This window comes from Sphingobacterium sp. E70, from assembly GCF_019285695.1.
Lineage (GTDB): Bacteria > Bacteroidota > Bacteroidia > Sphingobacteriales > Sphingobacteriaceae > Sphingobacterium > Sphingobacterium detergens.
In genome coordinates this window covers 5,676,101-5,699,016 of the sequence record NZ_CP079104.1, presented here as the reverse complement: position 1 = coordinate 5,699,016, position 22,916 = coordinate 5,676,101, and the positions used below count along the sequence as shown (strand labels likewise).

Below are 22,916 nucleotides of genomic sequence, written 5' to 3'. Positions count from 1 at the left end.
CTTTACGAAGTAGATTAACGACATTTGAGAATAGGGATATGTGTAGACCACCGATGTAGAACCTTTTTGTTTTTCACACGCGCTTCGATCTGGGTGAGTACTCCATCAAATCTAGACGAATCAGCATTGCAGGGATTCGTAACTTTTACGTGCAATGTGTTTTTTCCATATGCATCTTGATAGACGCGTTTCGTCACGATGGTATCAAAGACCTGCAGTTCCGAACCACTTCGAACGGTATCTTGCAGATACCTCCTCGAGGTTGCGAAACACGTAGTGGTAAAGAGAAGCAACACCATAAATATGGTACAGCCAGAAATTGTGGCAATATACCCTCGAGAAATCGCTACAATGGGCATATTATGTCTATTTATCGGTTTTGCCATGCGCATAGGTTCATAAAAAATGGTATCATTTTGTTTGTATAATTGAGCAAAATCTGTTCCAACACGGGGGCTTTTTGCGGTCTTTTAATTCTTACTTGTACATGGTCAATTTTTTCGATTATTACAATCAGTATCGGACGCATTTCTGATTTTGCTTTTCAATATCTACATCCATTTTTTTATATTATATCCTTTGAAATTGACAATTCACTAATTAAATATACATTTCAGATATGAATATACTTATGTCATTTATTATTCGTGTTTAATGGATTTATATTCGCTTAAAAATTCTTTCGTTCTGTGATCCTCCGCTGAAAAATGGTCTCTCAAAACTGTATATTGGCTGCAACTTCTTATACCTTACTGAAATTAGACTATCCCATTACACTTACCACAATATCACCATAATTTCATGTTTACACTGCAGGATCAGACATTAATCATCGTATATTGTTTTGGGTTGATACCGAAATGCTTTTTGAATACTTTTGAGAAATGGCTGAGGTTGGTAAAACCGAGTTTATAACCAACCTCTGAAACGGAATACTTTTTTTCTTGCAGGAGAAGAGCGGCTCTTTTTATTCTGAACTTCTGATAATAACTAAATATACTGTCGCCGAAAATCTGCCTAAATAGTCGCTTTAGTTTAGTAGGGCTCATGGCCGCTTCAAGTGCGAGCTCTCCAATAATAGGAGGCGTTTCGAGGTCGTCAAGGATTTGGTCTTTTATTCTATACAGGATTGTGATATCGTGGTTGCTCAAAGCATACATACGTTTCTCATCCCGCTTTTCCAGTTCCATCAATAGCCTGCAGATCATTTCCTCCGCTTTGATTCTTCGAAAGAATAGTTCGAACGTTTCGTCAACAGTTTCCGATACAATCTCATCGACCACTTTCTGCAAAGAAGGCGAAATGATCTGTTCAAAAGATAAGGTTGTGTATTCTCGAGGAGGCTTTCTAAAACCGGAGACTGCGCTGATATGCTAAATAATTTACTCAGATAGCTGGCCTCTATTTCGATATTAATAGTTGACGTATTGGAATGGATGGAAATTATCTCATCTGTATTAATACGACTGGTTGCAATCAAAACGGTAGGTATTTCTTTGGGATTTGTTCCTATAGATAATGATCCAAGTCTGGGAAAAATGTTTTGGAACTTAAAAAATATAACCTTTTTGCATCATCACGCTCTAGATTATCAATCACAACATCCTCATTCAACTCGTAGTCACTGATCAACATCCTCATGTGTGCATTAAAAACAAACCCAATGCAGTATCCGTTTCCATATTCGTTGGGGATCTCTAATTTTCTTCTTTTAATTTCAGTTCCAAGGAAATAAGCCAGCTTTTGAAGAACAAGGGGAATTGTCTGATCATCTTTTTTCATAAAAGTCTTTTATAGCTATTTTTGAGTCTAATGTAATTATTTTATTCCTAAAATGACAGCCAATTTTGTATCGATCTTAAACAATACAAAAATTATGGTATTCAAAAATAAAAAAATAGCGATCATTGGTGCTGGGCCTGCCGGTCTTACATTGGCTAGATTATTACAACAAAATGGTGCAGATGTCGCCGTTTATGAAAGAGATAAAGATCCCCAAGCTAGAATTCAAGGGGTACGCTTGATCTGCATAAAGGCTCAGGTCAAGAAGCATTGAAAAAGGCAGGACTGCTGGAGAATTATTATTCTTTGGCATTACCTATGGGAATTATTATGGCTGATGAAAAAGGGGCTTCACTTTTCACAAAACATTCTACTCCTGAAAATCAATACGACAATCCTGAAATCAACAGAAATGTTTTCCGGAAAATGCTATTAGAGAGTTTGACTGTTAATACTGTCGTTTGGGATAGCAAATGTACAAGACTTGAAGCTACAGACGGACAATGGCTACTACATTTTGAAACAGGCTTACAGGCAACAGCGGATCTTGTAATCGGGGCCAATGGTGGGATGTCAACAGTGAGATCATATCTTACTGACGCACAAGTTGAAGATACTGGAACCATAATCATCCAGGGAGATATTTCTGATCCCGAACATTATGTCCCGAAATTTTATCAACGCTGTGATGGGCATAGGCTAATGGTTGCCCATAAAGGAAACTTACTAGTGGTCAATCCAAACAATAATGGATTGTTGAGCTATGGTATCATTTTCAAAAAGCCCGCTGGATGGAACAATCATAAGGAAGAAGAATTCCAGAATCCAAACTTCGTACATACTTTCCTTTTGGATAGACTTTATGACTGGGATAACCAATTTAAAGAACTGTTTCTTTCAACATTATCTTTTAGCTATCTTCCGACAAGAAAATTCTCCTTGGACACTCCTTGGAAGAATGATCGTCCTCTCCCCTAACACTTATTGGTGATGCAGCACATTTAATGCCTCCGTTTGCAGGAAAGGGCGTCAATACGGGGTTGTTAGATGCATTGATTTTATCTGAAAAACTCAGTGATCAATCTTTCACATCACTTGAGGCCGCCCTTAAGGCCTATGAAAAAGAAATGTTCGTCTACGCGCGGGAAGCACAACAGGCCTCAAGCAGAAACGAAATTGAAATGCGCCAGCCTAACTTTTCTTTTAAACAGTTAATTCAATAAGAATACTATCACCTGTGTTACCACTATATTTAATTACTTTTGGTTCCGCTCCTGTAATTAAAGATAATTTCTATATAGCTCTTTCTGTCTTCATTTTATTTTGAAAAATACATACGATAGGTTTTAAAGACTAGACAATAATCCACTATTAAATCATTCAATACCTCATTAGGAATAATGGGTTTAATTATTGACCTATAATGGGTTCTTGGCAGCCACCAGCTATATATTTATTATTTTTCTCGTCTTTGAGATAGTCAACTTTGTTTGTTTTAGGTTTATACACCAACTTGAATGTTCTTTTTCAAATCTATCTTCTTTTTCAGGTGTAAAAATCAAAACATCCTTTTCTGTCTTATATGATCCATTGATAAATTGAATATTCTTTTCTTCTAGCAGAACATACCCTTTCTGTTCTGCTTCTTTCTTTTTATCGGATCATAATTATAAGAGCTAATTACCATTCGGGCATTATCTCCCGCCCAGCCATACTCCAATAAATTGCTGCTTACGTACAGTAACGAATCTTTCCTTTCTTCGATCTTATAAATAAAACATCTCTTCGTCTGTTCCATAACAATATCTTCTATTCTCTTCGCCTCGGGCATGGGATATTCCTTCTTTTTTATTGGTGGCGGAATAGTATTCTTATTCGGTTTTTTCTGCTGGCCAAAAACAAAAAAATGAGAAAAGGTTATTAATGCTATCAGGAATATTTTCTTCATTTGCTCTAATTTTTAAAAATTGACTATTGTTATTCGTTAACCAAAAACTAAAATTTTCAATGTATTATCATTTCGAAAATAAGGTTTCAATAATTAAATATAAATTATTATGTCCAAAAGCACTTGCTTCATTTAATATTCGCTTTTAGGGATTTATATTCGCTTTGTAAATAAAACTTTGGTTTGAATATAGTCTTATAACATATATGTTTGCTGTTCCATTTCATGATCAGATTACCGGTAAACAGATATATTTTGATTAATATCTAAGATTCTTAGTTATATGATTGAAGTTGTAATTTTATGAAACTTTAAATATTCTATTTTCAAATGAAAGAAGAAAATATTAGTCAAACTGAGGCTTTGGTTGTAATTGATGTTCAGAACGCTTTTGTTTCGGGTTCCTCGGCAATACCTGATCATACCAGATTAATTTCTGCTGTCGATCTATTACTTGATAAAGCAAGAATTGCAAAATGTCCTGTAATCTTTCTTCAAAATGACGGCCCTCCGGATGCGATAGACGCACCTTTTACCTGGGGTTGGAATTTGTTCTTCTCTCCGCTACCGGAAGAATATGTAATTAGGAAACAGACAGATAATGGATTTGAAGGAACATCCCTCTATGCTACTCTGACTAAACTTGAAATTAGAAAAATAGTAATATGTGGCCTGCTTTCTGAAATGTGCCTCGCTGCGACCGCTAGAGCAGCCCTGGAATATGGTTTTGATGTTTTGCTCCCACATGATGCACACGCAACTTATGATGTCCCACCCGGCCCTGGTTCCGAAGGTGTCCCATCGGCAATGGCAGCCAGAGCAGCAGAATGGTCCCTTGGCGATGAGATTCAAATATGTGCATCAGCGTGTGACGTCGTTTTTGTTTCAAACTCTCCAGAATGACACATTACTAATCTAATTACAAAATTCAAATACATATAATTTGTACGATTAAATAAGAAACCGGAGAAAAATATCAGTCTATTTTTATTACGGGTGGTTTTCCTGCGTAATCTATTTCGGGAAGGTCCGCATGGAAATCGGCAGATACCTTCAAGTCATTACAAATGATTGATAAATAATATTTTTTTATGATTATCGCTAAATATTTATTATTATTGTATTGAATTTTAAACTTATAAACCATGAAAGGAATGGACAATATCGTATTCAAAGGATTATATATAATCGTTTGGATCATATTTATTGATTATCGATTGAAGCTGGAGCCATTATCGTTAACTTCATTTTCAGTATCTTCAAGCCAGAATTTGTAGGAAGACTTTACCAAAAACTTGATTTATCCGAGATGTACAATCAGAGCAGAATGTCTTTTTATACAATTTATTTTTTTATTATTGCCCTTGCGGTACTAAAAGCACATTTATTTTATCTACTGATCGAAATGATGCACAAGTTGGATTTAAATAAACCATTTAGCAATTTAGTTTCCAAACAGATTACACGAATCAGTTATTTTACATTTTCAATTGGTTTGTTGAGCTGTATTGCTCAAGAAACTGTCGGTAGAATAATTCGAAAAGGCTATGAAATCGGACACTTAACACAATTCTGGACAGACAGTCAAGCTTTTATTTTAATGGCGGCTGTGATTTATGTGATATCTGTGATTTTCAGAAGAGGAATAGAACTACAAAACGAAAACGATTTAACAGTATAAGATGCCAATAATTGTGAACTTGGATGTTATGATGGCCAAGAGAAAATGTCATTGAATGAACTATCAGAGAAAGTTGACATCTCACTTTCAAATCTTTCAATTTTAAAAACTGGAAAAGCCAAAGCGATAAGGTTTAGTACATTGGAAGTTATCTGTAAAGCATTGGAATGTCAACCAGGCGATATCTTGGAATTTCTGGAAGACTAAAAAGCGCATTAGATTTCAGGATATCGTCCTGTTCAATTCCTGTCTATCCATAAGCAAATTAACAATTTGTTTGTCATAAGTATTCCAGATTATTTTGGGTGACAATAGACTGCCACCATTTTGGGGTAAAACTCTTAGTTCTTGGATAGTTGGTAAATTCCGTTATAAACGGTTCTAAAGATGGCTGTTTGTCTGCATAAATCTTTGGATTGTCAAAATTATACACGATGCGATACTCTCCATTTGGATATATCAGCAAATTATAAGAAAACCAGGTACCTTCCTCTGGGCTTTGTTGGTATATATACTTCTTTACCGCACTCAATAATTTAACAGTTGACTCCTCTCCATCATATAAATAATATGTTAATTCTAATCTTTCTCCATGATCATTGGCGTCAAAATAGTATCCTTTCATACCTACACCACCAATATCTTGCCCCTCTATTTCCACCCGATTCCAATATGCCTCCCCAATAGAATTTTTCAAATCCTTCAAAATTAATTCTACAACCCGATCAATTTTATTCTTGATAAAACTATCAACATAAACTTTTGATCTGTCCATTTGGATGGGTACTTGTTCCTCATATTCTATTTTATCAACCACAGAAAGATTCGGAGAATTTGAGATTGTAACCACAGTATCCAAAAAGAAATTCCAAAATTGTACTCTTTTCTCTTTACTTCCCTCATGGGAGAAAGGATTTCCACCAGCGAACGCATTTGCCGCACAAAAATCTGTTGACCAACTCTCCGGATCATAAGAATTATCATCTTCATAATCGTCAATATCGAATAGGCTTGCAGCATCAGTATAAATGCTCCCACAAAGAGCCAAACAGGCTAATCCAACATCCGAAAGGGGTTTTAAATTAACTGCCTCTAAATAGTTTTTGTTTTTGTCATAAAGCATTTTAAAATCAAAGTTTTCCTTTCCATATAAATGGCGTTCCGCTTTGTTCAAGATATTGGACAATAGACTGTCATTTATTTCTAAAGTCGAATAGACAAGTTTACAGCAGGCTAGGAAAACCTTATTAATCTTTATCGGATCACGCAGGTTTTCAGCGATATGAGCCCTATTCATCAAGGGCAAATGTCCGAGGTCATTTTTAAGCAATTCTATCTTAGCATCTTTGATTATATCTATTAGCATTCTCTAACTTTTATGAAGAGGTTTGTATTTCCATTTTTACTAATTTTAGTCACCAATCTACTATTATACTCCATCATTTTATTTGTGATCGAAAACTAAATTCCACTTAAATCTACCTTATTTCCTGTTAAGGGGACCTATCAATTGATATTTGATAGCGTTCATCTATAATTCGCTTTATTATAAACACAATGATTCATGGGTTATTTGATCGTACTTATTATATTTATTTACATCAACTTTTACTTCATTGCGCCAACAGGCGTTGCCTTACGATCAAACATAATCGGTTTTTCACTACCATCAAGTAAAATTCCTATACCTTGAATCTGACCATCCACATCGCTAAAAAAATTAAATAAAAGATTGCTTGGTTCCGTGTCTGCAACCCCATTTTTATCTACTGACCTTGGATCAAAAACATCATAATGCCTATGTTTGAGAATAATGTTTTCATAACCAAGCACAGTGTATAAGTTATTATCTTTAAGATGTATTTTAATAATTCCATAGGCGGGATTCTCGAAGGAGCCAGTATAATCTTTCAGCTTATGAGATGGTGTTGTTGATGGGACAGGAATCTTTTCTTCTTCTTTTTAACTAAACGAGAAGCTTCAATTTCAGCCTTTTTTCACCATTCCAATCGATTGGCTCTAATTGGAGTAGCCTATCCGCAATAGAATTCCTTACGACAGTGGGGACCTTAGAAACATTTTGATTGGTCAATACCACTATTCCCAGAGAATCAGTTGGAAAAAATGCAACATTTGCGGAGAAACCATTTATATTACCCCATGTTCTACTTGATAATGCCCTCTGTAGGAACCTATCATCCAGCCTAAACCATAATTGGAGAGGAAAATGTCTTTGTGTTTGTCCGGTAATGCTGTGTCCATAACCATTTGAGAACTTGCAGCCTCACTAATATAATCTACTGGCAGTATAACTTTCCCATTGAAACGCCCCCGTTGAGCCAAATCTTTAGCCAGTTGGCCATGTCACTAACACTACTGTTTATACTTCCAGCCGGTCCCATTCCATTAATATTGTAATAATCAATCTGTTTAATCACATTATCTTTAGAGACAGTATAGGGTAAAGAAGCATTACTATCTCTTTGAAATGTCTGAATATCCGTATTGGAACGCGTCATCTCTAAAGGATTGAAAAATCTTTCCTGTATATTTTTCTCCCAAGTTTTACCACTTAATCGTTCAACAATCATTCCTTGTGCCAGATACATAAAGTTATTATAATACCATTTCATCCGTACAGACGAACTAGGTTTCATATACTTAACACGTGTTATCAGACTGTCTTTGTTATCGCTATTAAATAGAAACCAGGATAAATCATACCTAGACAAACCCGTCCTATGCGCCATGAGATCCCGAAGAATAATCTGATTATCCATCTCATCGCTATAGAACTTCAACTTAGGAAGTAGCGTCACCGCCTTGTCCTCAAATGTCAGTTTACCATCCTGCCTCAACAAACCTAACAATGAAGCCGTAAAAGCTTTGGAGCTGGAACCTATGGCAAAAAGCGTATTGGGTGTGACGGGTTTCTTATTGACGATATCACGATAGCCAAATCCTTTACTATAAATGACCTTATTCCCTTTCACCACCGCGACTGCAAAACCAGCGACATGATGATCGCTTAAAACCCGTTCTAGTACCGAATCAATAGCAGCAAAATGATCATTTTTATTTTTTTGTACTTGGGCAAATAGCGAAAGGGAAATCAATGAGCAAAAAATACAGGTTAATAGGGCTTTCATATCGAATTGATTTTTATACTAATCTACTCATTCGCTATCATTCACGCAAATGTGGTATCTCATCGCAAAACCCAATTGTAAATTTACCATCTGAACTAATCTCTTTTACAAATTTTGATGGCATCAATTAATAATAGCTAAGCTTCACCAATACTACCAAAACTCGATTACGTTCCTATTCCTTCACCTTTATGTATTTGTAGTTAGACGTATTATCTGTTCCCGCTAGGAAAACAAATATCCAGCCCCACCTATTCTGCAGCCTATCCACATGCAACTGGCTATCTTGGTCCAACCAGAGTTGGAATTGGTTATTCTGGATCATTCCATATATTAGTGGGATAGGTATGATGGTACGCTTATGCTGAGATACGAAATAATTGCCTTTTAACTTTCCTTTTAGCACAATGCTTTTCTTTTCGAGACCTCTATCCAACCAAGTTGCTTTGATTTGGCTCCTTCCGATTGCCTTGAGTCTTATTTTCGCGTTCTTGAAATCCAACGTATCAATTTCATTTTTCAGGATAAGCTGATTCCATAGAGACGAAAATTCGCTCCCCTCATGATCACTTGTTAGATTCTCATAAGTTCCATCGAAGAGCTGTAGTTCCGAAATTTCATGCATACTATCTGGGCTCGTCTGCTTCAACGAAGCACATCCACATAGACTTAAAATAATACACAGAAGCATTAATCTTATCGTCAACTTTCTTATGGGCTTTCTTTTGTCGGCTATCACCATGGCACGGATTATATAACTTTAAATATAACCATCTTTAAGCATATATTATATGTCCAGATAGATCTTACAGACTTGACTCGATCTATAGATACTACAGAAAATTTTTATAGACTAGCTCCTTCCTGATGCAAATAAAAATATATTCGTAGTATATTTCGATTGGATTTAGTCCGTGTGCATTTACTACCTTTTTGGGCTATTCGTCTATTTATTCGGATTAAGAGTAATCCTATTAGCAGAAAGGCCACAGTTATAATCACGCTATTTGTTAGTACGCTATTCATACCCAGCTCAGAAACATCTACAAAAGGATAAGGGTAAAATCCAGAAAGCGCTCCATGCCACAAAGTATAGAGCAAATAGACAAAGGGGTACAATAACCAGTTAAATATAGATCTCCAGTGTATAATACGCTGATCAATCATACTCCCCAATAGATTAGAACCAAAATGGGAATAAGTGAGTGGAGCATTTCATCCACAATCCTAGCTATTCCAGCAGGCTGCCACAGGAAACGAAGTATCAGGTTATAGATAAGTCCAACAATCAGAATATACAATGTCACTGCTGTGATTGTTGTCGGTTTCGCAAAAAAGAGCCCTATTTTATTCTTCGGAAACAGTACGATACTAGTACAACAAATCGCAACCATGAGATTTGTCAAGATTGTAAAATAACTAAAGAACCTCACGACTAATTCGCTAATCGCAATAGAGGAATTGCTGCAACTAATTAAAAACTGAGCACCAATAGCGGTCCAGCTTAATATTGCGATGAAAGCAGCAAGGCTTCTTTGAGACAAAATCATATTCTTTATTTACTACCTAAAAATAGGCAATTTATCGACTAAATTCCAAGGCTCGTCATAAGTAAATCCAAACATTGCATCTAACGGCTTGCTCCTTGAGGTTAGTTTTATTTCCTATTAATGAATTTATATTCGTGCAAAAATCGTTAGCTTTATCAACGTACTGCATCTTCTGAATCAATAGTCAGTCTGCATAGAGATGGGTAATCGTTGTCATAAAAATTAGAAAATACCAGGAAGATAGCAAAATCTAAAAGATTAAGCTACATGTTGACTGTAATAGTCCGAAAAGAAAGATAATTTTTTTCAAAATAAAAGGTGATACTTTGACCACAATTGGTACATTGTTATAAAAGATAATTATACTATGCACAGTATTAGTAATTCAAATCGAGCCATGAGGCGACAGACGCTTATAATGGATCTGTATAAAAGTGCATTTCCAGCAGTCGCCAAATATGTCAGTCGTATGGGAGGAAACTTTGATGAAGCCAAGGATGTATTTCAAGACGCCTTGGTGGTATATTATGAAAAGACTACGCAGACTCCAACTGTATTGACGAATGATATTGGATATCTAGTCGGTACAGCCAAAAACCTCTGGTTGAAACGTTATTATCAAACGAGCCAGAACCTACCCTTAGATCATATTGAAATCCCATTAGCGAACGATGAGTCTCCTTCAAGTAAACGACTGCTTCGCTTCCTGGAGACTGCAGGACGCAAATGTATGGATTTATTAAAAAGCTTTTACTATGACCAGATGTCACTTCAAGAGATCGCAGATGAATTCGGGTATTCAGGAACCCGCAGTGCTACTGTTCAAAAATACAAATGCTTAGAGAAAGTGAGAGAAACTGTTAAAGAAAAATCCTTGGTTTATGACGACTTCATGGAATGAAACCCAACAGATAGAAACTCATCTCCTAGGCACAAACCATCCTAGTGAAATATTGCTTTTCGAAGCCCATTTGTTGCTGGACGAGGAATTGGCGGAGAAAGTAATCATGCAACAAAAAGCTTACGAAGCCATACAAGGATATGGTCGCAAGCAGTTAAAAAGTGAAATTGAAGCTATACATCAAACACTATTTACACAACCCAAATACATACGTTTTAGCCAAAAAGTAATGCGGCTGTTTAGAAAACCATAAATCTCCAAAATCATGAATATTGACAAAAATGAGTTCCGCAAATTTGCGGCCGGGCACTGCTATGTCCCAAAAGAAAGGGTAGATAATTACATTGCACATATTGAAAGCTCCAGTATCCCCATGCAATGACACCCTATATTACCGAGGAACGCGAGTTGCGAGTATCACAGATGGATGTTTTCTCCAGGTTAATGATCGACCGTATTATATTTATGGGAGCTCCTGTCGAACCCAATATTGCAAATATCGTACAAGCCCAACTATTGTTCCTTCAGTCCGTTGACCCCAAAAAGATATTCACATGTATATTAACTCTCCAGGCGGTGAAGTTTATGCTGGACTTGGTATCTACGATACCATGCAATTAATTAGTCCGGATGTTGCCACAATCTGTACCGGCATGGCCCTTTCTTTCGGTGCAATATTACTTTGTGGTGGCGCTAAGGGCAAACGAAGCGCGCTGACGCATGCACGTGTCATGTTGCACCAACCGTTAGGAGGTGTGCAAGGACAGGCATCAGATATTGAAATTACTGCCAATCAAGTTTTAAAAATAAAAAAGAACTTTATGATATTATTGCCAAGCATAGCGGCCAAAGCTATCAGAAAGTTCACGATGTTAGTGACAGAGATCATTGGATGGTCGCAGCCGAAGCAAAAGAATTTGGAATAATAGACGAAGTTTTGACCTAATGAGCTCTAAGTCATTGATAGTATACAATCGTTATTGGCAATTTCCAGTCAATAACGATTATTATATTAGCTAGCGAAGGTATATAATTAGCTTTTCCACATCTATATTCAAATCAGCTATCTATTACTTTTCTAAGCTTCTTTCTGAACACTAGAAATTCAACAACAGTACATAGTAAATAGATTATTGAAAAGTATAACAGTATTTTTAATGGAATCAGTGTTACACTATATTGGTAAATATCAACCAAAACAGTGACAGTTAGAAAAACAACACACAAAAACGGAATTCCTGAAAATGTCAATAAGGACAAAAAATAACTGTTTCTAATTTTTTCAATTTGATTTAGAAAAAACAACAAGGTACTAACGCAAATAGCAACAACATATAGCATTGAAAACCCAAGACTTAGAAACAAATCCATAATAATAAGAAAACTATCAAAAGAGTTGTACCGGCAGGCTCTAATCCACCAATAACAATTCTATAAAAGATAAATAATATAACACATAGTAGAAGATTAAACAGCGAAAACCTAAAGATAATTTTTTTCATATATTTCCAAGTATACATTCAAAATATGAACCTCCGTTAAGTAGTTTCAATCATTTCTATGACTTTTTCAAAGCGTTGATCACAGATTAACGTTAAATTCAATTTAAAACTACGTTATTTTTCACCACAACGAACCACAATCTTATATTTGATGTATAGCGTTTCGTTCTTATGACATGACTATTCGTCCCATCCCATCTTCAGACTCTTCCATATAATCAGTATATGGTTCACACTGTAATTCAATAGAAGTATCCACAAATTCTTCCTGAAACCTAATTATTTCGTCTTTAGAAAAAACAATGAGTATCTCTTTCAGCTTTTCCCTACGAAGTACTGCCTTTTCTACTATGTCCCGAAACTATTCAGATGTTTCACTATTTTCCACTTATATATTTATCGCAAATCAATTCTAATCATTTATTCAAGCGCTCTATCATTCGTTTGCTATCGAATTTCTTGGTACAGGTAGCTCCGATGTCTTATTTACGCTTGTAGCGCTGTTTGTCCTTTTGTCTTTCTGAATTCAGTCAAGCTCATTACATGCCGCTTTTTAAAGAATTTATTGAGATGGCTTTCGTCGGAAAATCCAAATTCGGAAACAATTTCATTAACCCGCATATCGCTGAAAAGAAGCCTATGCTCAATCAATCTTATTTTATAATTCAAGATATAATGCTGGATAGTTTCACCACATTGCTTTTTAAAGTAGCTACCGAGATAGCTTTCAGAGAAACCAAATTTTTGTGCTATGGAAGAAACCTTTAGCAGCGCTGGATCATGGATGTTTCCTTGGATATAATTAATGATATCCAAGGCCCTCTTGTCTGTATTCGAGGCTACATGCTCTACTCTCATCTTTGAAATATTGCGTGCAGCAATTACAATAATAGCATTCACATAGTGTAGTGTCAGCTCTTCATGAAAGAGGTCTGGATGATTGATATTATGAAGAAGCGACGATACAATCGAATCAACCAAAATAACATCAGGTTTATTCTGTAAGATGCAGCCCGACAAATAGGAAGCACCGTATAATAGGCACTCCATAGAATTAATACTGTTCCATTTGTAATCCTTAACATAACGTTCGCTAAACTTGATAAGCAAAAGTTCCGTTTTCTCGACAACTTCCAAATAGTGCTGATCATTTGGTGTAAGGAGGATCAGGCTGCCTTCGCTGTATGAGGCTGTATTGTTATTTATCTTAAGGAATCCTTTTCCGCAAATCACATATATGATTTGAAAAAAAGAGAACTGATTGTCTTTTAGTGGACAGTTTACCTCCTTATGATGTTCTACTTTGACAAGTTGGTCGATATTCTCACGTTTCATCATGTAAAAATACCTATTTATCATTAAAATATACTGATTTTTCAGAATTTTTCTGTTCAAATTTGCTATACATAAATTTTAGACATCAATGAAAAATTCAATCTACGTCCTGGCCTTGGGCGCCTTTGGCATAATCACCACTGAATTTGGGATAGTTGGCATCCTTCCGACAATTAGTCGGCAATTCCACGTATCGATAGATACTGCGGGGTGGTTGCTTAGTGCTTTTGCCATAACTGTCGCAGTCTCCTCTCCTTTTATCACTTCATTCACGACCAAAATAAATCGAAAACTCCTTTTGTGTTTGGTCATGAGCATATTCGTTTTCTCAAACTTAATCTCAGCATTTTCGTCAAATTTCTCGGTACTCATGGTCGCCCGTATACTACCAGCCATTTTACATCCCCTATTCTGGAATATCTCTATTGCCATAGCTTTTAAAAACAGTGGTGCAAAAGGTGTTTCTACAGTGATGTTAGGGCTAAGCTTAGCTACAGTATTAGGTATTCCATTAACGACCTATGCTGTAGATCTCTTCCACAATTGGCAGGCTTCGTTCTTCCTCAGTAGCGCAATCAGTTTGATTGCCTTTATCGGTCTATTACTCTTCATACCTTCGATCCCTGCAGATAACACAAAATCTGCACAGAATCAGATGTCTGTTCTAAAAAGCCCGCAATTGTGGCTCAATCTGATTTCTACCATTTGTACATTAGCAGCAATGTTTTCTAGTTATACTTATCTTACCGCCTATCTTGAGCAAATTACAAAAATGGATGGAGCACAGATCAGTATCATGTTGCTTCTTTTTGGTGGCATGGGAACTTTAGGAAACTGGCTTATGGGATTAGCCCTGAATAGAAATGTGCTATTGACTGCAAGACTATTTTTGGCTTCTTTAATTACAGTACAGGTTTTAGCTTACTACCTTGGTGGAATCTTCACGCCAATGGTCGTTATTGTTTCCCTTTGGGGAATGATTCATACGGGAGGCTTTTTAGTTTCAAATATTAGAACGACACAGTCTGTTCCTCATCATGCCTTAGAATTTGTCAATAGCTTACTTACTTCATCATTCAATATTGGCATATCCTTAGGTGCATTTCTCGGTGGAATAATAAGTGCATATTACGGAGTTCATTATGTTTTATGGGTAAGTATTCTGTTGCTCGCTGTAACATTCGCTATGAGTTTCGTCAGTTTTCCAAAAGAAAATACAGAAAGTGAAGAGACAATGCACGCAAAACTTGCTCCATCGGTCTGTGAATAAACGTTGAAACGATATCAGCTGCTTTGTGGTGTAACTTAAGCAACCTCCGGCAACGGAAAGGTTGCTTTTGTGTATTCTAACATAATTTAATAAAAGAATTGTTATAGAAATAAACGACAATAGAAAGCACAATCGATACTTTATAAAACAAACACAAAATTTACACGACGCAATTACTACTATCTTAAATTTGCTATTTTTATCCCTATGGAAGAATCGTTGAAACAACTCTTTAAGGAAAAAATATACTCATATCATAAAATTTCACAAGTTTCATTTGAGAATCTTTTAAAAATAGCAACAGTTGTGAACCTCGAAAGAAATCAAGTACTTGTGCAACAGGGTTCCATTGGGCGGAGTTTTGCTTTTTGCACACAGGTTATTTAAGAGCATATATAAGTGATGAAAAGGGACAAATTTATAACAAGAATATTGCCGTTGGGGGTGACTTTGTCGCATCCACAGTTTCCTGCATTCTAAATCGTCCCTCAAAATTTACCCTTCAAGCCATAACCCACTGTTCATTATTGAGTCTTTCCTATAAAAAGTTCAGAGAACTGCTTTTCCAAACAGACGACCTAAAATCCTTTTATATTCATTATCTTGAAAAGAACTGGGTCATCGATAAAGAAGAACGAGAAGTATCCATCGTCATGGAGGAAGCTCAAATTAGATATGAGAAATTTTTAAAACGTCATTCTAATATAGAGAATTACGTACCCTTACGGGATATCGCTTCCCATCTCGGTATTACCCCACTCAGCTTAGCAGAATTCGTAAGCAGTTAAAATAATATTTTTATCAACATATGTAAAGCACTATGCGATCTCAGTCTTATAACTTTGATTTATAAAATAACAAAAGAAAATATTTCATGAATTATATGTCAAGGGATATGATACGTAAGAGTCTAAATTCAGAATTCGATACGATCTACGAAATTATTAACGATGCATCTACAGCTTACAAGGGTAAGATACCTGAAGACCGGTGGAAAGAGCCTTATATGGATGAACACGAGTTGCGGGAACAAATTGCTGATGGGGTTGAATTTTGGTGCTATCACAAAGATAACACTATACTTGGTGTAATGGGGATTCAACACAAATCAGATGTGACCCTAATCCGCCACGCATATGTGAGGACGACAGCCCGAAACAATGGAATTGGTGGCAAATTGTTAAAACACCTTTCAACACTTACAAATAAGCCCATCCTAATTGGCACTTGGGCTAATGCCAATTGGGCAATTGGTTTCTATGTAAAAAACGGCTTTCGTCAAGTTAGCCATATAGAAAAAGAAGAATTACTGCGGAAATATTGGAATATCCCCTTGCGACAAATTGAGACATCAGTCGTTCTTGTCAGCTCAGATTTTGATAGTAAGTTAGCGTTATGAGGCATCGTACTGGCTTTAAAGCATGAAATCATGAATATTGGTATACACTGACCGTCTCCAGTATGCGACCATCTCACATCATCAAATTTGCCAGGTTTCATCGTAAGATGAAACCTGGCTCCGTCGGTAACAGCTAATTTTTAACTGGGTCTAAAGAGATTAGCCCTATTGATCCTTGATAACAGGCGTTACTATCATATTTGTCCATAAATACGAATCTAGACTTATCAATTTCCCTATATTTCTTTATAATACGGTTTAATTTTGCTGTCACTATTGAATCTTCCATTGCTGGGCTATGGCGATCTCCAACCTCCGATCTGAAACTGTAAACACTAAAAATGGATTTACCCATAAGGAACAAACCTATTAACGGAACAAGAAAATATCTTTTGGCATTGTTATGTATTTTATATGTTCAAATCTTAGACAAGCATGTGCTTATCTCGAATTGTTTAGCCAAACTTAAAAGGTACTGGTATCTTGTTGAAAAAATAGTGACTAGTTGCGACGATTTAATGACGAAATAAGTTTATCAAAAAATGCAGGAGATCATACCAAATGGAGCTTATTTGATAAAATTATTGAAGATGAATAGAATTTAGCCCAAATTGAATTCTTGAAAATTTTAAAAATCACTCAAATTCCCAATCGTATAAAAGATAAAATTATGAAAACGCTACTTGAGACTATTAATCATACTGAAGACTATGATATTAAATGCTATGTAACTATTACAATTTCAACTTTTATTGAATATTCCCAGATACGAGTAGAAAGCCCTTTCAATATATCGGTTATTGGTCAACAAAATTTATTTTCACTTATTGTATTTATGCTTAAATTAATGTTATATTTATGTTAATTCCGAAAACAATAATAAATTATGGCAAAATCTGCGAAAATTCAATCTCCTAAAAAAGAATTAAAAAATCAAGTAATTATTCATCTACAGGGTGCAATCAGTATTTGCGTGCCCATTTAAGCGAAAAGGAGTTTCGTAACCGGATAGAAAAAACCGCCAAATTATTGACAGAAGGTATTAAAAGTAAGGATTTAAAGAAAAAAAAGCGTTAAGTCAGCAAAAGAAAAACTTATAAAAAAGAACTTGTTGTTGATAAGAGTAAGTCTACTCCTATCAAAGAAAATACACCTAAAGCATCAGCTAAAAAAACACTAATTAAAGATGCTCAACCAGTTACTAAAACGACAAACGTAGATAATCAACAACCTAAAGTCGCTCAAACAGCAGTCAAAAATACACCTAGTTCAACCAAACAACAGCCTAAGCCCGCACCAACAAAAACAATATCACCGGCTCCTAAAACAACTGCAGTTAAATCACCCGCCAAAAGCAGGGTCACCAAAGTTGTGCAAACAGCAGCCAAAAATACCCTTAGTTCAACCGAACAACAGTCTAAGGTCGCGCCTACAAAAATAACTTCACCAGCTCCTAAAACAGCTGCAGTTAAATCACCCGCCAAAAGCAGGGCCCCAAAAGTTGTGCAAACAGCAGCCAAAAATACCGAAGATACTAAAGCAACATATATTTACCTCTTATTTCCAGTGATATTCAAATAGGTCCGATCTGTATTACTTCTTAAAATCAAATTTTGGGTGATATAAACCCTTGGTGAGAAGGACTACATCATTAAATAGATTTTTCAATTCGGCTGTATTTTTCTCCAAGGATTTTATATCCAAAGTCAAAATAGCATTCACTTTATTTTCAAGATTTTGAGGCGTAATTTTTGCCTTTGAAAGCAATTGGATGGCATACTTGTCGCTGATAGGATATGTTTCATTTAATGCAAACAATGTTTCCACCAAACTTTTCAATATACGGGCAAAGCTTCCCGACAGATTGTACATGTCTTTGTTTGAAGTGAAGCCATCAAGATGCGCCAATGTAAATTCTGCTGACCAGAGAGCCTATTTATCACACTTTCTTTTAATGCCTGGGGATATTTTGTGGCCAGCCGCTTTAACCGATTTATAATACCTTTTGCATCATACAAAGGAATACAAGCAATACATTCTGCTAAATAAATCATTGATGTAAATCCATAAGGTGGCTGTTGTTCATAATGGTTTTCCCATTTGCCCACTTGTGCTTCGTCAATCGTATTTTCAATCTGATTTATATTTCTATATAAAAGATCTACTTTTCCTACTTCTGTATGCATCCAAGCGCCACCGTTTACCCATGGTCCCCATTCATAAAAACCAACGACTACCGGAGTATCATCCATTGTGTATTTTTTCACAAATTCTCTGATGCCTTGGATTGAAAAAGGCTGCTTTTCGTTATAATAAATGGCTATATCAATATCGGAGTTTTCATTTACTCTTCCCGTCGCATGTGATCCCCCAATGCAATCGCCTCAATGTGTTCTATCGCGCTTAGATCATCAACAAAGCGTTCAATAAAATGTCTCTTCCTATCTGTCAAACTTATGATATCTTTCACTATGTACTTCATCTAACTCATTATTTTTTTAATCTCAAATGTGAATGTAAACAGTTCGTTACCAGACAATAAAGGTATATACTTTATTCTAATATAACTTTTACGCCATCACCGAATAAAATATATACCTTAATCTAAAATTCACTTGCTGCTACTTTCTAAATAGCGCCTTTTTGAGCGCTAGCGCGCCCTGTTCTGTTGAAAGCTTCACTGCTTCGATATGATCCAAAGGATTCAATAATCCATAGTCATGAATAAACCCATTATAAGTTTGAATAGTAGTTGGGACACCTGCTTCATCTAATTTTCTAGCATAGGCTAATCCCTCGTCAAACAGGATATCGTTTTCCGCTAGCTGCACCAATGCCGGCGGAAGTCCCTTCAACTGTTCTATAGAAGCATTGAAAGGTGTTGCATAATATTCTTTACGTTTTGCGGTATCCGGTAGATAATTCGCCCACATCCACTTCATTAACGGCGCTGTAAGAAATCGTCCTTCAGCATATTTCTGCCAAGACTCACGAGAGAAATCGGCATCTGTGACCGGCCATAACAACAATTGAAATTTTATCTCTGGACCAGCTTTGTCCTTGGCCATTAGACAGAGAACAGCAGTCATATTGCCACCAACACTATTTCCGGCAGCAGCCAAATTTTGACCATCTACACCAATTTCAGCGCCATTTTCAGAGACCCATTTCGTAGCGGCATATATTTGGTTGATAGCAACAGGGTATTGGGCTTCAGGCGAAGGCGTATAATCTGTAAACACTGCAGCTGCACCGCTATTTACCACTAAATCCCGTACTAATCTCCGATGTGTTGGATAATCTCCTAATATCCAACCGCCGCCGTGCGTAAACATAAATACGGGAAGGTTTTCGGAAGCAGCATTTGTTGGTTTTACAATATGTATATTCACTGTAAATCCGTCCTGCGTAATTTCTCTTTCTGTTTCGGTAATACCAGAATAGTCGACTTTTACTGATTTTTGTGCATCGACTAGTACTTGTCTTGCCTCTTCGGGTGTCAATGTTTCTAATGGTTTACCGCCGCTATTATTTAGCGCTTTCAAAAATTCTCGGATATCCAAAAGGATTTGCGGATCGTTTTCCGCTTTCATGTTCTGTGCCATAATTAGAATTTTAATGATTAACGTAACTATTGTAGCTCGTTGAGTTCAATTTATTAATTTATTTCCCCTCAAGTTGTCGGACAACAATCTTGGCCATCTCCTTGGAACTAAAAGGATTCTGTCCTGTGATAAGGTGGCCATCGACTTCTACGTTTGAAGTCATCGGGATAAACGCCTTTTTAAGATTCGCTCCACGTGCCTTGATAGCCGCTTCAAGATTAAACGGTACTTTTTTTCTTTCTACCAGCAATTGTTTCTTCAAACCAGTCAAAGCCAGTAATTGTTTTTCCTTTGATCAGATATTCGCCATTGGAAAGCTTGACATTAAGTAGTCCCCTACACCATGGCAAATCGCAGCAACATTTTCCCACTTTCGTACTGTGTCTTAATGATCGATTGTATTGTTAAATCATCCGGAAAATCATACATCGTACCATGCCCCCGCAAGATAGATCAAATCGTAATCTTCATCTGCGACTTCGGTCAATCGCTTACTATTATTCAACAATTTTCGGAAACTGTCCTCATTCCAATATCTTTTAGAAGTTTGATCAAGTGTAAAATGCTTGAGGCTTTCGGGATCGACGGGAATATCACCTCCTTTAGGGCTCGCAATCGTAACCGTGTAGCCCCGCTCCTTCGCAGCATGATACAAATGGGTCAGCTCACTCAACCATAAACCGGTTGCTAGCTTACTATTTGCATATACACCAACATTGGTCACAATAATTAAGATTTTCAGCATGCTCATCTTTATTTCCTTTAGTATAACAAAGTTCTCTAGAAACAGTTGAAATGAAGTAACCGAAATAAGGAAAGTTGTAGCCTAATCTCTGTAACAGGCACTAATTAAATGATACCCTAAATTCTAATGGAGAAATCGAGGTACGGCTTTTAAATAAGCGATGAAAAGATTGCGGATGTTCAAAGCCCAAATGGTATGCAATTTCGAAACAGACATCTCGGTGGTTGAGAGCAATTCTTTCGCTTTTTCAACAAGCCGATTCTGAATATGCTGTTGTGTTGTTTGTCCAGTTTGAACCCGAAGCATATCACTGAGATAGTTTGCACTGAGATTCAATTGTGCTGCAATAGAATGAACACTGGGGATCCCATTTTCAATCAATTTATCATTCTTGAAATAATCATCCAATAAGATTTCCAGTTTAGAAAGTAGATCGTTGTTTGCTTTTTTTCTTGTCAGAAATTGACGGTTATAAAAACGGTCACAATATTTTAATAAGAGGTCAAGATTAGAGATTAGCAAATCTTGTGTGAACGCATCCATATTCGTATCTATTTCCTTTTCAATATTGTTTATAATATCTGTAATGGATTTTCCTCCTTATCCGAAAGATACAAAGCTTCATTTGCTGTATAGGAAAAGTATCCATATGCTCCTACCTGGGATGCTAATGTATATCCATGTAGGAAATCTGGATGAACAACCAGAACAAAGCCTTGAACACCGTTCAATAGTACATCTTTAAATCGCAATACCTGATGTGGAGCGATAAAATACATGATACCCTCATCAAAATCATAATATTGTTGACCATACCTGCATTTTCCTCCTGCACAGTCTTTCTTTAAAGCAATAACATAAAAATCTGTCGTCACCGCGCTGAGAATAGTTTCTGATTCTAGCCTGACCTGATCAAAATTAAATACACTGATCAATGGATTTGAAGGTTTTGTCAATCCCAAAAATTGATGCAGTGTGCTAATTGATGAAACCTTCTCCGGGGTTTTCATGTGTTCATTGTCGAGTTTACATACGAATTTACTTATTATATTTTGATTGTGAGCTGTTCATTTTTATCAAACTGATGCCCTGATGGTATGATGTTACCTGAAACTCCGGAAATCTGTTCCGAAATTTTGAATCATCGAATATATTGTCATATTCATATCTTGGAAGAAGTTCAAGTAGCTCTTTTAATCGCTTATTAAATAGTGCTCCTATCTTAAATACAAACCTTGGCACAACGGCATACTGTAGTTCCTTATTGTAAATACCAGACGCGATACGAATAAACTCCTTGTAGGTAGGGTGTTTTTGTCAACAGGAAGATGCCAGGTCTGGCCAAATGCATCAGGTGTATTTCCAATCAAAGCCGTTGCTCGACTTGCATCTGGTGTCCATATTAGACTTCTTTTCTTACCATCGCTCAATGGTACCCTGAGTTTCTTATCTTCCTTAATATTGTTAAAAATGAGGGTGTTGGTAATGCTCTGGGTTTTATCTGGTCCATAAAACTCAGGTGCCCGACATATAACTGCGTCTAGTTCACCGGATTCGATTTCACTTAATACCATTTCGGCCATTTTCCTTCTTACATTCCCTTTTCTTCCTACTGGAGCAAATGCCGTTTCTTCAGTTAAAGCATGATCATTCTGAGGATACATGTAAGTGTTATCAAAAATACAAGTTTTGTTCCATTGATCTTACAAGCGTCAATCACGTTCCTTAAAATAAGGGGAAACTGTTCTTCCCACAATGCCGAATTAATCGGAAGACCTAATGTAAAATAGGCAATTTTACTTCCTCTCACTGCTTCAACTGCTTCCTCGTATACGGAAAGATCGGCTGAAAATACCTCGTCCGTATCATTTACCTTTTTGCATTTCTGCTGACAATGCGAATAGCTGAAGTAAAGTTTTTCTTAAGCTCCCTTGCCAGTTCTTCGCCAATCTGTCCATTGGCACCTAATATTGTTTGCATATTATTTTGTTTTACCTATAGACACAAAGTTCTGAAGAACTGTAATAATCAGTGTAACTCAATTAGGGA

General features: G+C 36.4%; 28 protein-coding genes and 3 pseudogenes. 10 read left to right on the top strand and 21 right to left on the bottom strand.

Annotated elements, in window-relative coordinates; all coding sequences use genetic code 11:
- Positions 1–14: 14 nt before the first annotated feature.
- The 3 genes from KUH03_RS40720 to KUH03_RS40710 form a co-directional block, all read right to left on the bottom strand.
- The gene (locus KUH03_RS40720; RefSeq protein WP_257090283.1) at positions 15–386 is read right to left on the bottom strand and encodes a hypothetical protein; all 372 of its coding nucleotides are present in this window, start codon (positions 384–386) and stop codon (positions 15–17) included.
- 432 nt (positions 387–818) lie between these two features.
- Positions 819–1,283, bottom strand: coding sequence for a helix-turn-helix transcriptional regulator (locus tag KUH03_RS40715; protein ID WP_257090282.1), 465 nt, complete (start codon positions 1,281–1,283; stop codon positions 819–821).
- Positions 1,284–1,509: 226 nt separating this feature from the next.
- Positions 1,510–1,782 carry a hypothetical protein gene (locus KUH03_RS40710; protein ID WP_257090281.1) on the bottom strand — a complete coding sequence of 91 codons (273 nt, stop codon included), beginning with the start codon at positions 1,780–1,782 and terminating at the stop codon, positions 1,510–1,512.
- Between the two features lie 52 nt (positions 1,783–1,834).
- Here KUH03_RS40710 and KUH03_RS49935 point away from each other — a divergent pair.
- Positions 1,835–3,005 (top strand): annotated as a pseudogene (locus KUH03_RS49935) (FAD-dependent oxidoreductase).
- A gap of 392 nt (positions 3,006–3,397) precedes the next feature.
- Here KUH03_RS49935 and KUH03_RS40690 read toward each other — a convergent pair.
- The gene (locus KUH03_RS40690) at positions 3,398–3,730 is read right to left on the bottom strand and encodes a hypothetical protein (protein ID WP_257090277.1); all 333 of its coding nucleotides are present in this window, start codon (positions 3,728–3,730) and stop codon (positions 3,398–3,400) included.
- 330 nt (positions 3,731–4,060) lie between these two features.
- On the opposite strand from KUH03_RS40690, the gene KUH03_RS40685 reads away from it, so the two are divergent.
- From KUH03_RS40685 to KUH03_RS40675, 3 genes and pseudogenes are all read left to right on the top strand, one after another.
- Positions 4,061–4,633, top strand: a complete 573-nt coding sequence (locus tag KUH03_RS40685; RefSeq protein WP_257090276.1) for an isochorismatase family protein — start codon at positions 4,061–4,063, stop codon at positions 4,631–4,633.
- A gap of 406 nt (positions 4,634–5,039) precedes the next feature.
- Positions 5,040–5,411 (top strand): DUF2975 domain-containing protein, encoded by a 372-nt coding sequence (locus tag KUH03_RS40680; RefSeq protein WP_257090275.1) that lies wholly within the window; start codon positions 5,040–5,042, stop codon positions 5,409–5,411.
- 1 nt (position 5,412) lies between these two features.
- Positions 5,413–5,618 (top strand): annotated as a pseudogene (locus KUH03_RS40675) (helix-turn-helix domain-containing protein).
- Between the two features lie 73 nt (positions 5,619–5,691).
- Here the strand turns inward: KUH03_RS40675 and KUH03_RS40670 are convergent.
- The 6 genes from KUH03_RS40670 to KUH03_RS49925 all read right to left on the bottom strand — a co-directional run bounded on the left by KUH03_RS40670 (position 5,692) and on the right by KUH03_RS49925 (position 10,110).
- Positions 5,692–6,777 (bottom strand): Imm5 family immunity protein, encoded by a 1,086-nt coding sequence (locus KUH03_RS40670; RefSeq protein WP_257090272.1) that lies wholly within the window; start codon positions 6,775–6,777, stop codon positions 5,692–5,694.
- A 242-nt stretch (positions 6,778–7,019) separates the two neighbouring features.
- Positions 7,020–7,358 (bottom strand): DUF3471 domain-containing protein, encoded by a 339-nt coding sequence (locus KUH03_RS40665; RefSeq protein ID WP_257097800.1) that lies wholly within the window; start codon positions 7,356–7,358, stop codon positions 7,020–7,022.
- 350 nt (positions 7,359–7,708) lie between these two features.
- Complete coding sequence (locus KUH03_RS40660; RefSeq protein WP_257090271.1) at positions 7,709–8,560, bottom strand: serine hydrolase; 852 nt, start codon at positions 8,558–8,560, stop codon at positions 7,709–7,711.
- A gap of 175 nt (positions 8,561–8,735) precedes the next feature.
- Positions 8,736–9,209 (bottom strand): hypothetical protein, encoded by a 474-nt coding sequence (locus KUH03_RS40655; RefSeq protein WP_257090270.1) that lies wholly within the window; start codon positions 9,207–9,209, stop codon positions 8,736–8,738.
- A 197-nt stretch (positions 9,210–9,406) separates the two neighbouring features.
- A complete protein-coding gene (locus KUH03_RS49930) occupies positions 9,407–9,727 on the bottom strand; it encodes a Pr6Pr family membrane protein (RefSeq protein WP_373564580.1) in 321 nt (106 codons plus the stop codon).
- The gene (locus KUH03_RS49925) at positions 9,724–10,110 is read right to left on the bottom strand and encodes a Pr6Pr family membrane protein (RefSeq protein ID WP_373564579.1); all 387 of its coding nucleotides are present in this window, start codon (positions 10,108–10,110) and stop codon (positions 9,724–9,726) included. Before KUH03_RS49925 ends, KUH03_RS49930 begins: the two co-directional genes overlap by 4 nt.
- A 367-nt stretch (positions 10,111–10,477) precedes the next feature.
- On the opposite strand from KUH03_RS49925, the gene KUH03_RS40650 reads away from it, so the two are divergent.
- From KUH03_RS40650 to KUH03_RS40640, 3 genes and pseudogenes are all read left to right on the top strand, one after another.
- Positions 10,478–11,011, top strand: coding sequence for an RNA polymerase sigma factor (locus KUH03_RS40650; protein WP_257090269.1), 534 nt, complete (start codon positions 10,478–10,480; stop codon positions 11,009–11,011).
- Positions 10,992–11,264, top strand: coding sequence for a hypothetical protein (locus tag KUH03_RS40645; RefSeq protein WP_257090268.1), 273 nt, complete (start codon positions 10,992–10,994; stop codon positions 11,262–11,264). Before KUH03_RS40650 ends, KUH03_RS40645 begins: the two co-directional genes overlap by 20 nt.
- Before the next feature lie 125 nt (positions 11,265–11,389).
- Positions 11,390–11,957 (top strand): annotated as a pseudogene (locus tag KUH03_RS40640) (ClpP family protease).
- 1,042 nt (positions 11,958–12,999) lie between these two features.
- Here KUH03_RS40640 and KUH03_RS40635 read toward each other — a convergent pair.
- Positions 13,000–13,851: an AraC family transcriptional regulator gene (locus tag KUH03_RS40635; protein ID WP_257090267.1), complete on the bottom strand. Its 852-nt coding sequence runs from the start codon at positions 13,849–13,851 to the stop codon at positions 13,000–13,002.
- 85 nt (positions 13,852–13,936) lie between these two features.
- Here KUH03_RS40635 and KUH03_RS40630 point away from each other — a divergent pair, with 85 nt between their 5' ends.
- The 3 genes from KUH03_RS40630 (at position 13,937) to KUH03_RS40620 (ending at position 16,517) form a co-directional block, all read left to right on the top strand.
- Positions 13,937–15,118: an MFS transporter gene (locus tag KUH03_RS40630; RefSeq protein ID WP_257090266.1), complete on the top strand. Its 1,182-nt coding sequence runs from the start codon at positions 13,937–13,939 to the stop codon at positions 15,116–15,118.
- A gap of 368 nt (positions 15,119–15,486) precedes the next feature.
- Entirely contained in the window at positions 15,487–15,906 is a 420-nt protein-coding gene (locus KUH03_RS40625) for a Crp/Fnr family transcriptional regulator (protein WP_257090265.1), read from the top strand.
- Positions 15,907–15,992: 86 nt separating this feature from the next.
- Positions 15,993–16,517 carry a GNAT family N-acetyltransferase gene (locus KUH03_RS40620; protein WP_306429335.1) on the top strand — a complete coding sequence of 175 codons (525 nt, stop codon included), beginning with the start codon at positions 15,993–15,995 and terminating at the stop codon, positions 16,515–16,517.
- Positions 16,518–17,758: 1,241 nt separating this feature from the next.
- Here KUH03_RS40620 and KUH03_RS40615 read toward each other — a convergent pair.
- From KUH03_RS40615 to KUH03_RS40570, 10 genes are all read right to left on the bottom strand, one after another.
- Positions 17,759–18,001: a hypothetical protein gene (locus KUH03_RS40615; RefSeq protein ID WP_257090263.1), complete on the bottom strand. Its 243-nt coding sequence runs from the start codon at positions 17,999–18,001 to the stop codon at positions 17,759–17,761.
- Between the two features lie 109 nt (positions 18,002–18,110).
- Entirely contained in the window at positions 18,111–18,356 is a 246-nt protein-coding gene (locus KUH03_RS40610) for a hypothetical protein (protein WP_257090262.1), read from the bottom strand.
- Positions 18,353–18,784: a hypothetical protein gene (locus KUH03_RS40605; protein ID WP_257090261.1), complete on the bottom strand. Its 432-nt coding sequence runs from the start codon at positions 18,782–18,784 to the stop codon at positions 18,353–18,355. Before KUH03_RS40605 ends, KUH03_RS40610 begins: the two co-directional genes overlap by 4 nt.
- Before the next feature lie 77 nt (positions 18,785–18,861).
- Positions 18,862–18,999, bottom strand: a complete 138-nt coding sequence (locus KUH03_RS40600; RefSeq protein WP_257090260.1) for a hypothetical protein — start codon at positions 18,997–18,999, stop codon at positions 18,862–18,864.
- Between the two features lie 139 nt (positions 19,000–19,138).
- Entirely contained in the window at positions 19,139–20,122 is a 984-nt protein-coding gene (locus KUH03_RS40595; protein ID WP_257090259.1) for an alpha/beta hydrolase, read from the bottom strand.
- A gap of 58 nt (positions 20,123–20,180) precedes the next feature.
- Entirely contained in the window at positions 20,181–20,393 is a 213-nt protein-coding gene (locus tag KUH03_RS40590; RefSeq protein ID WP_257090258.1) for a hypothetical protein, read from the bottom strand.
- A gap of 150 nt (positions 20,394–20,543) precedes the next feature.
- The gene (locus KUH03_RS40585) at positions 20,544–20,873 is read right to left on the bottom strand and encodes a hypothetical protein (protein WP_257090257.1); all 330 of its coding nucleotides are present in this window, start codon (positions 20,871–20,873) and stop codon (positions 20,544–20,546) included.
- A 94-nt stretch (positions 20,874–20,967) separates the two neighbouring features.
- Entirely contained in the window at positions 20,968–21,057 is a 90-nt protein-coding gene (locus KUH03_RS40580) for a hypothetical protein (RefSeq protein WP_257090256.1), read from the bottom strand.
- Between the two features lie 382 nt (positions 21,058–21,439).
- Complete coding sequence (locus tag KUH03_RS40575) at positions 21,440–21,877, bottom strand: hypothetical protein (protein WP_257090255.1); 438 nt, start codon at positions 21,875–21,877, stop codon at positions 21,440–21,442.
- A gap of 207 nt (positions 21,878–22,084) precedes the next feature.
- The gene (locus KUH03_RS40570) at positions 22,085–22,531 is read right to left on the bottom strand and encodes a hypothetical protein (RefSeq protein ID WP_257090254.1); all 447 of its coding nucleotides are present in this window, start codon (positions 22,529–22,531) and stop codon (positions 22,085–22,087) included.
- Between the last annotated feature and the right edge of the window lie 385 nt (positions 22,532–22,916).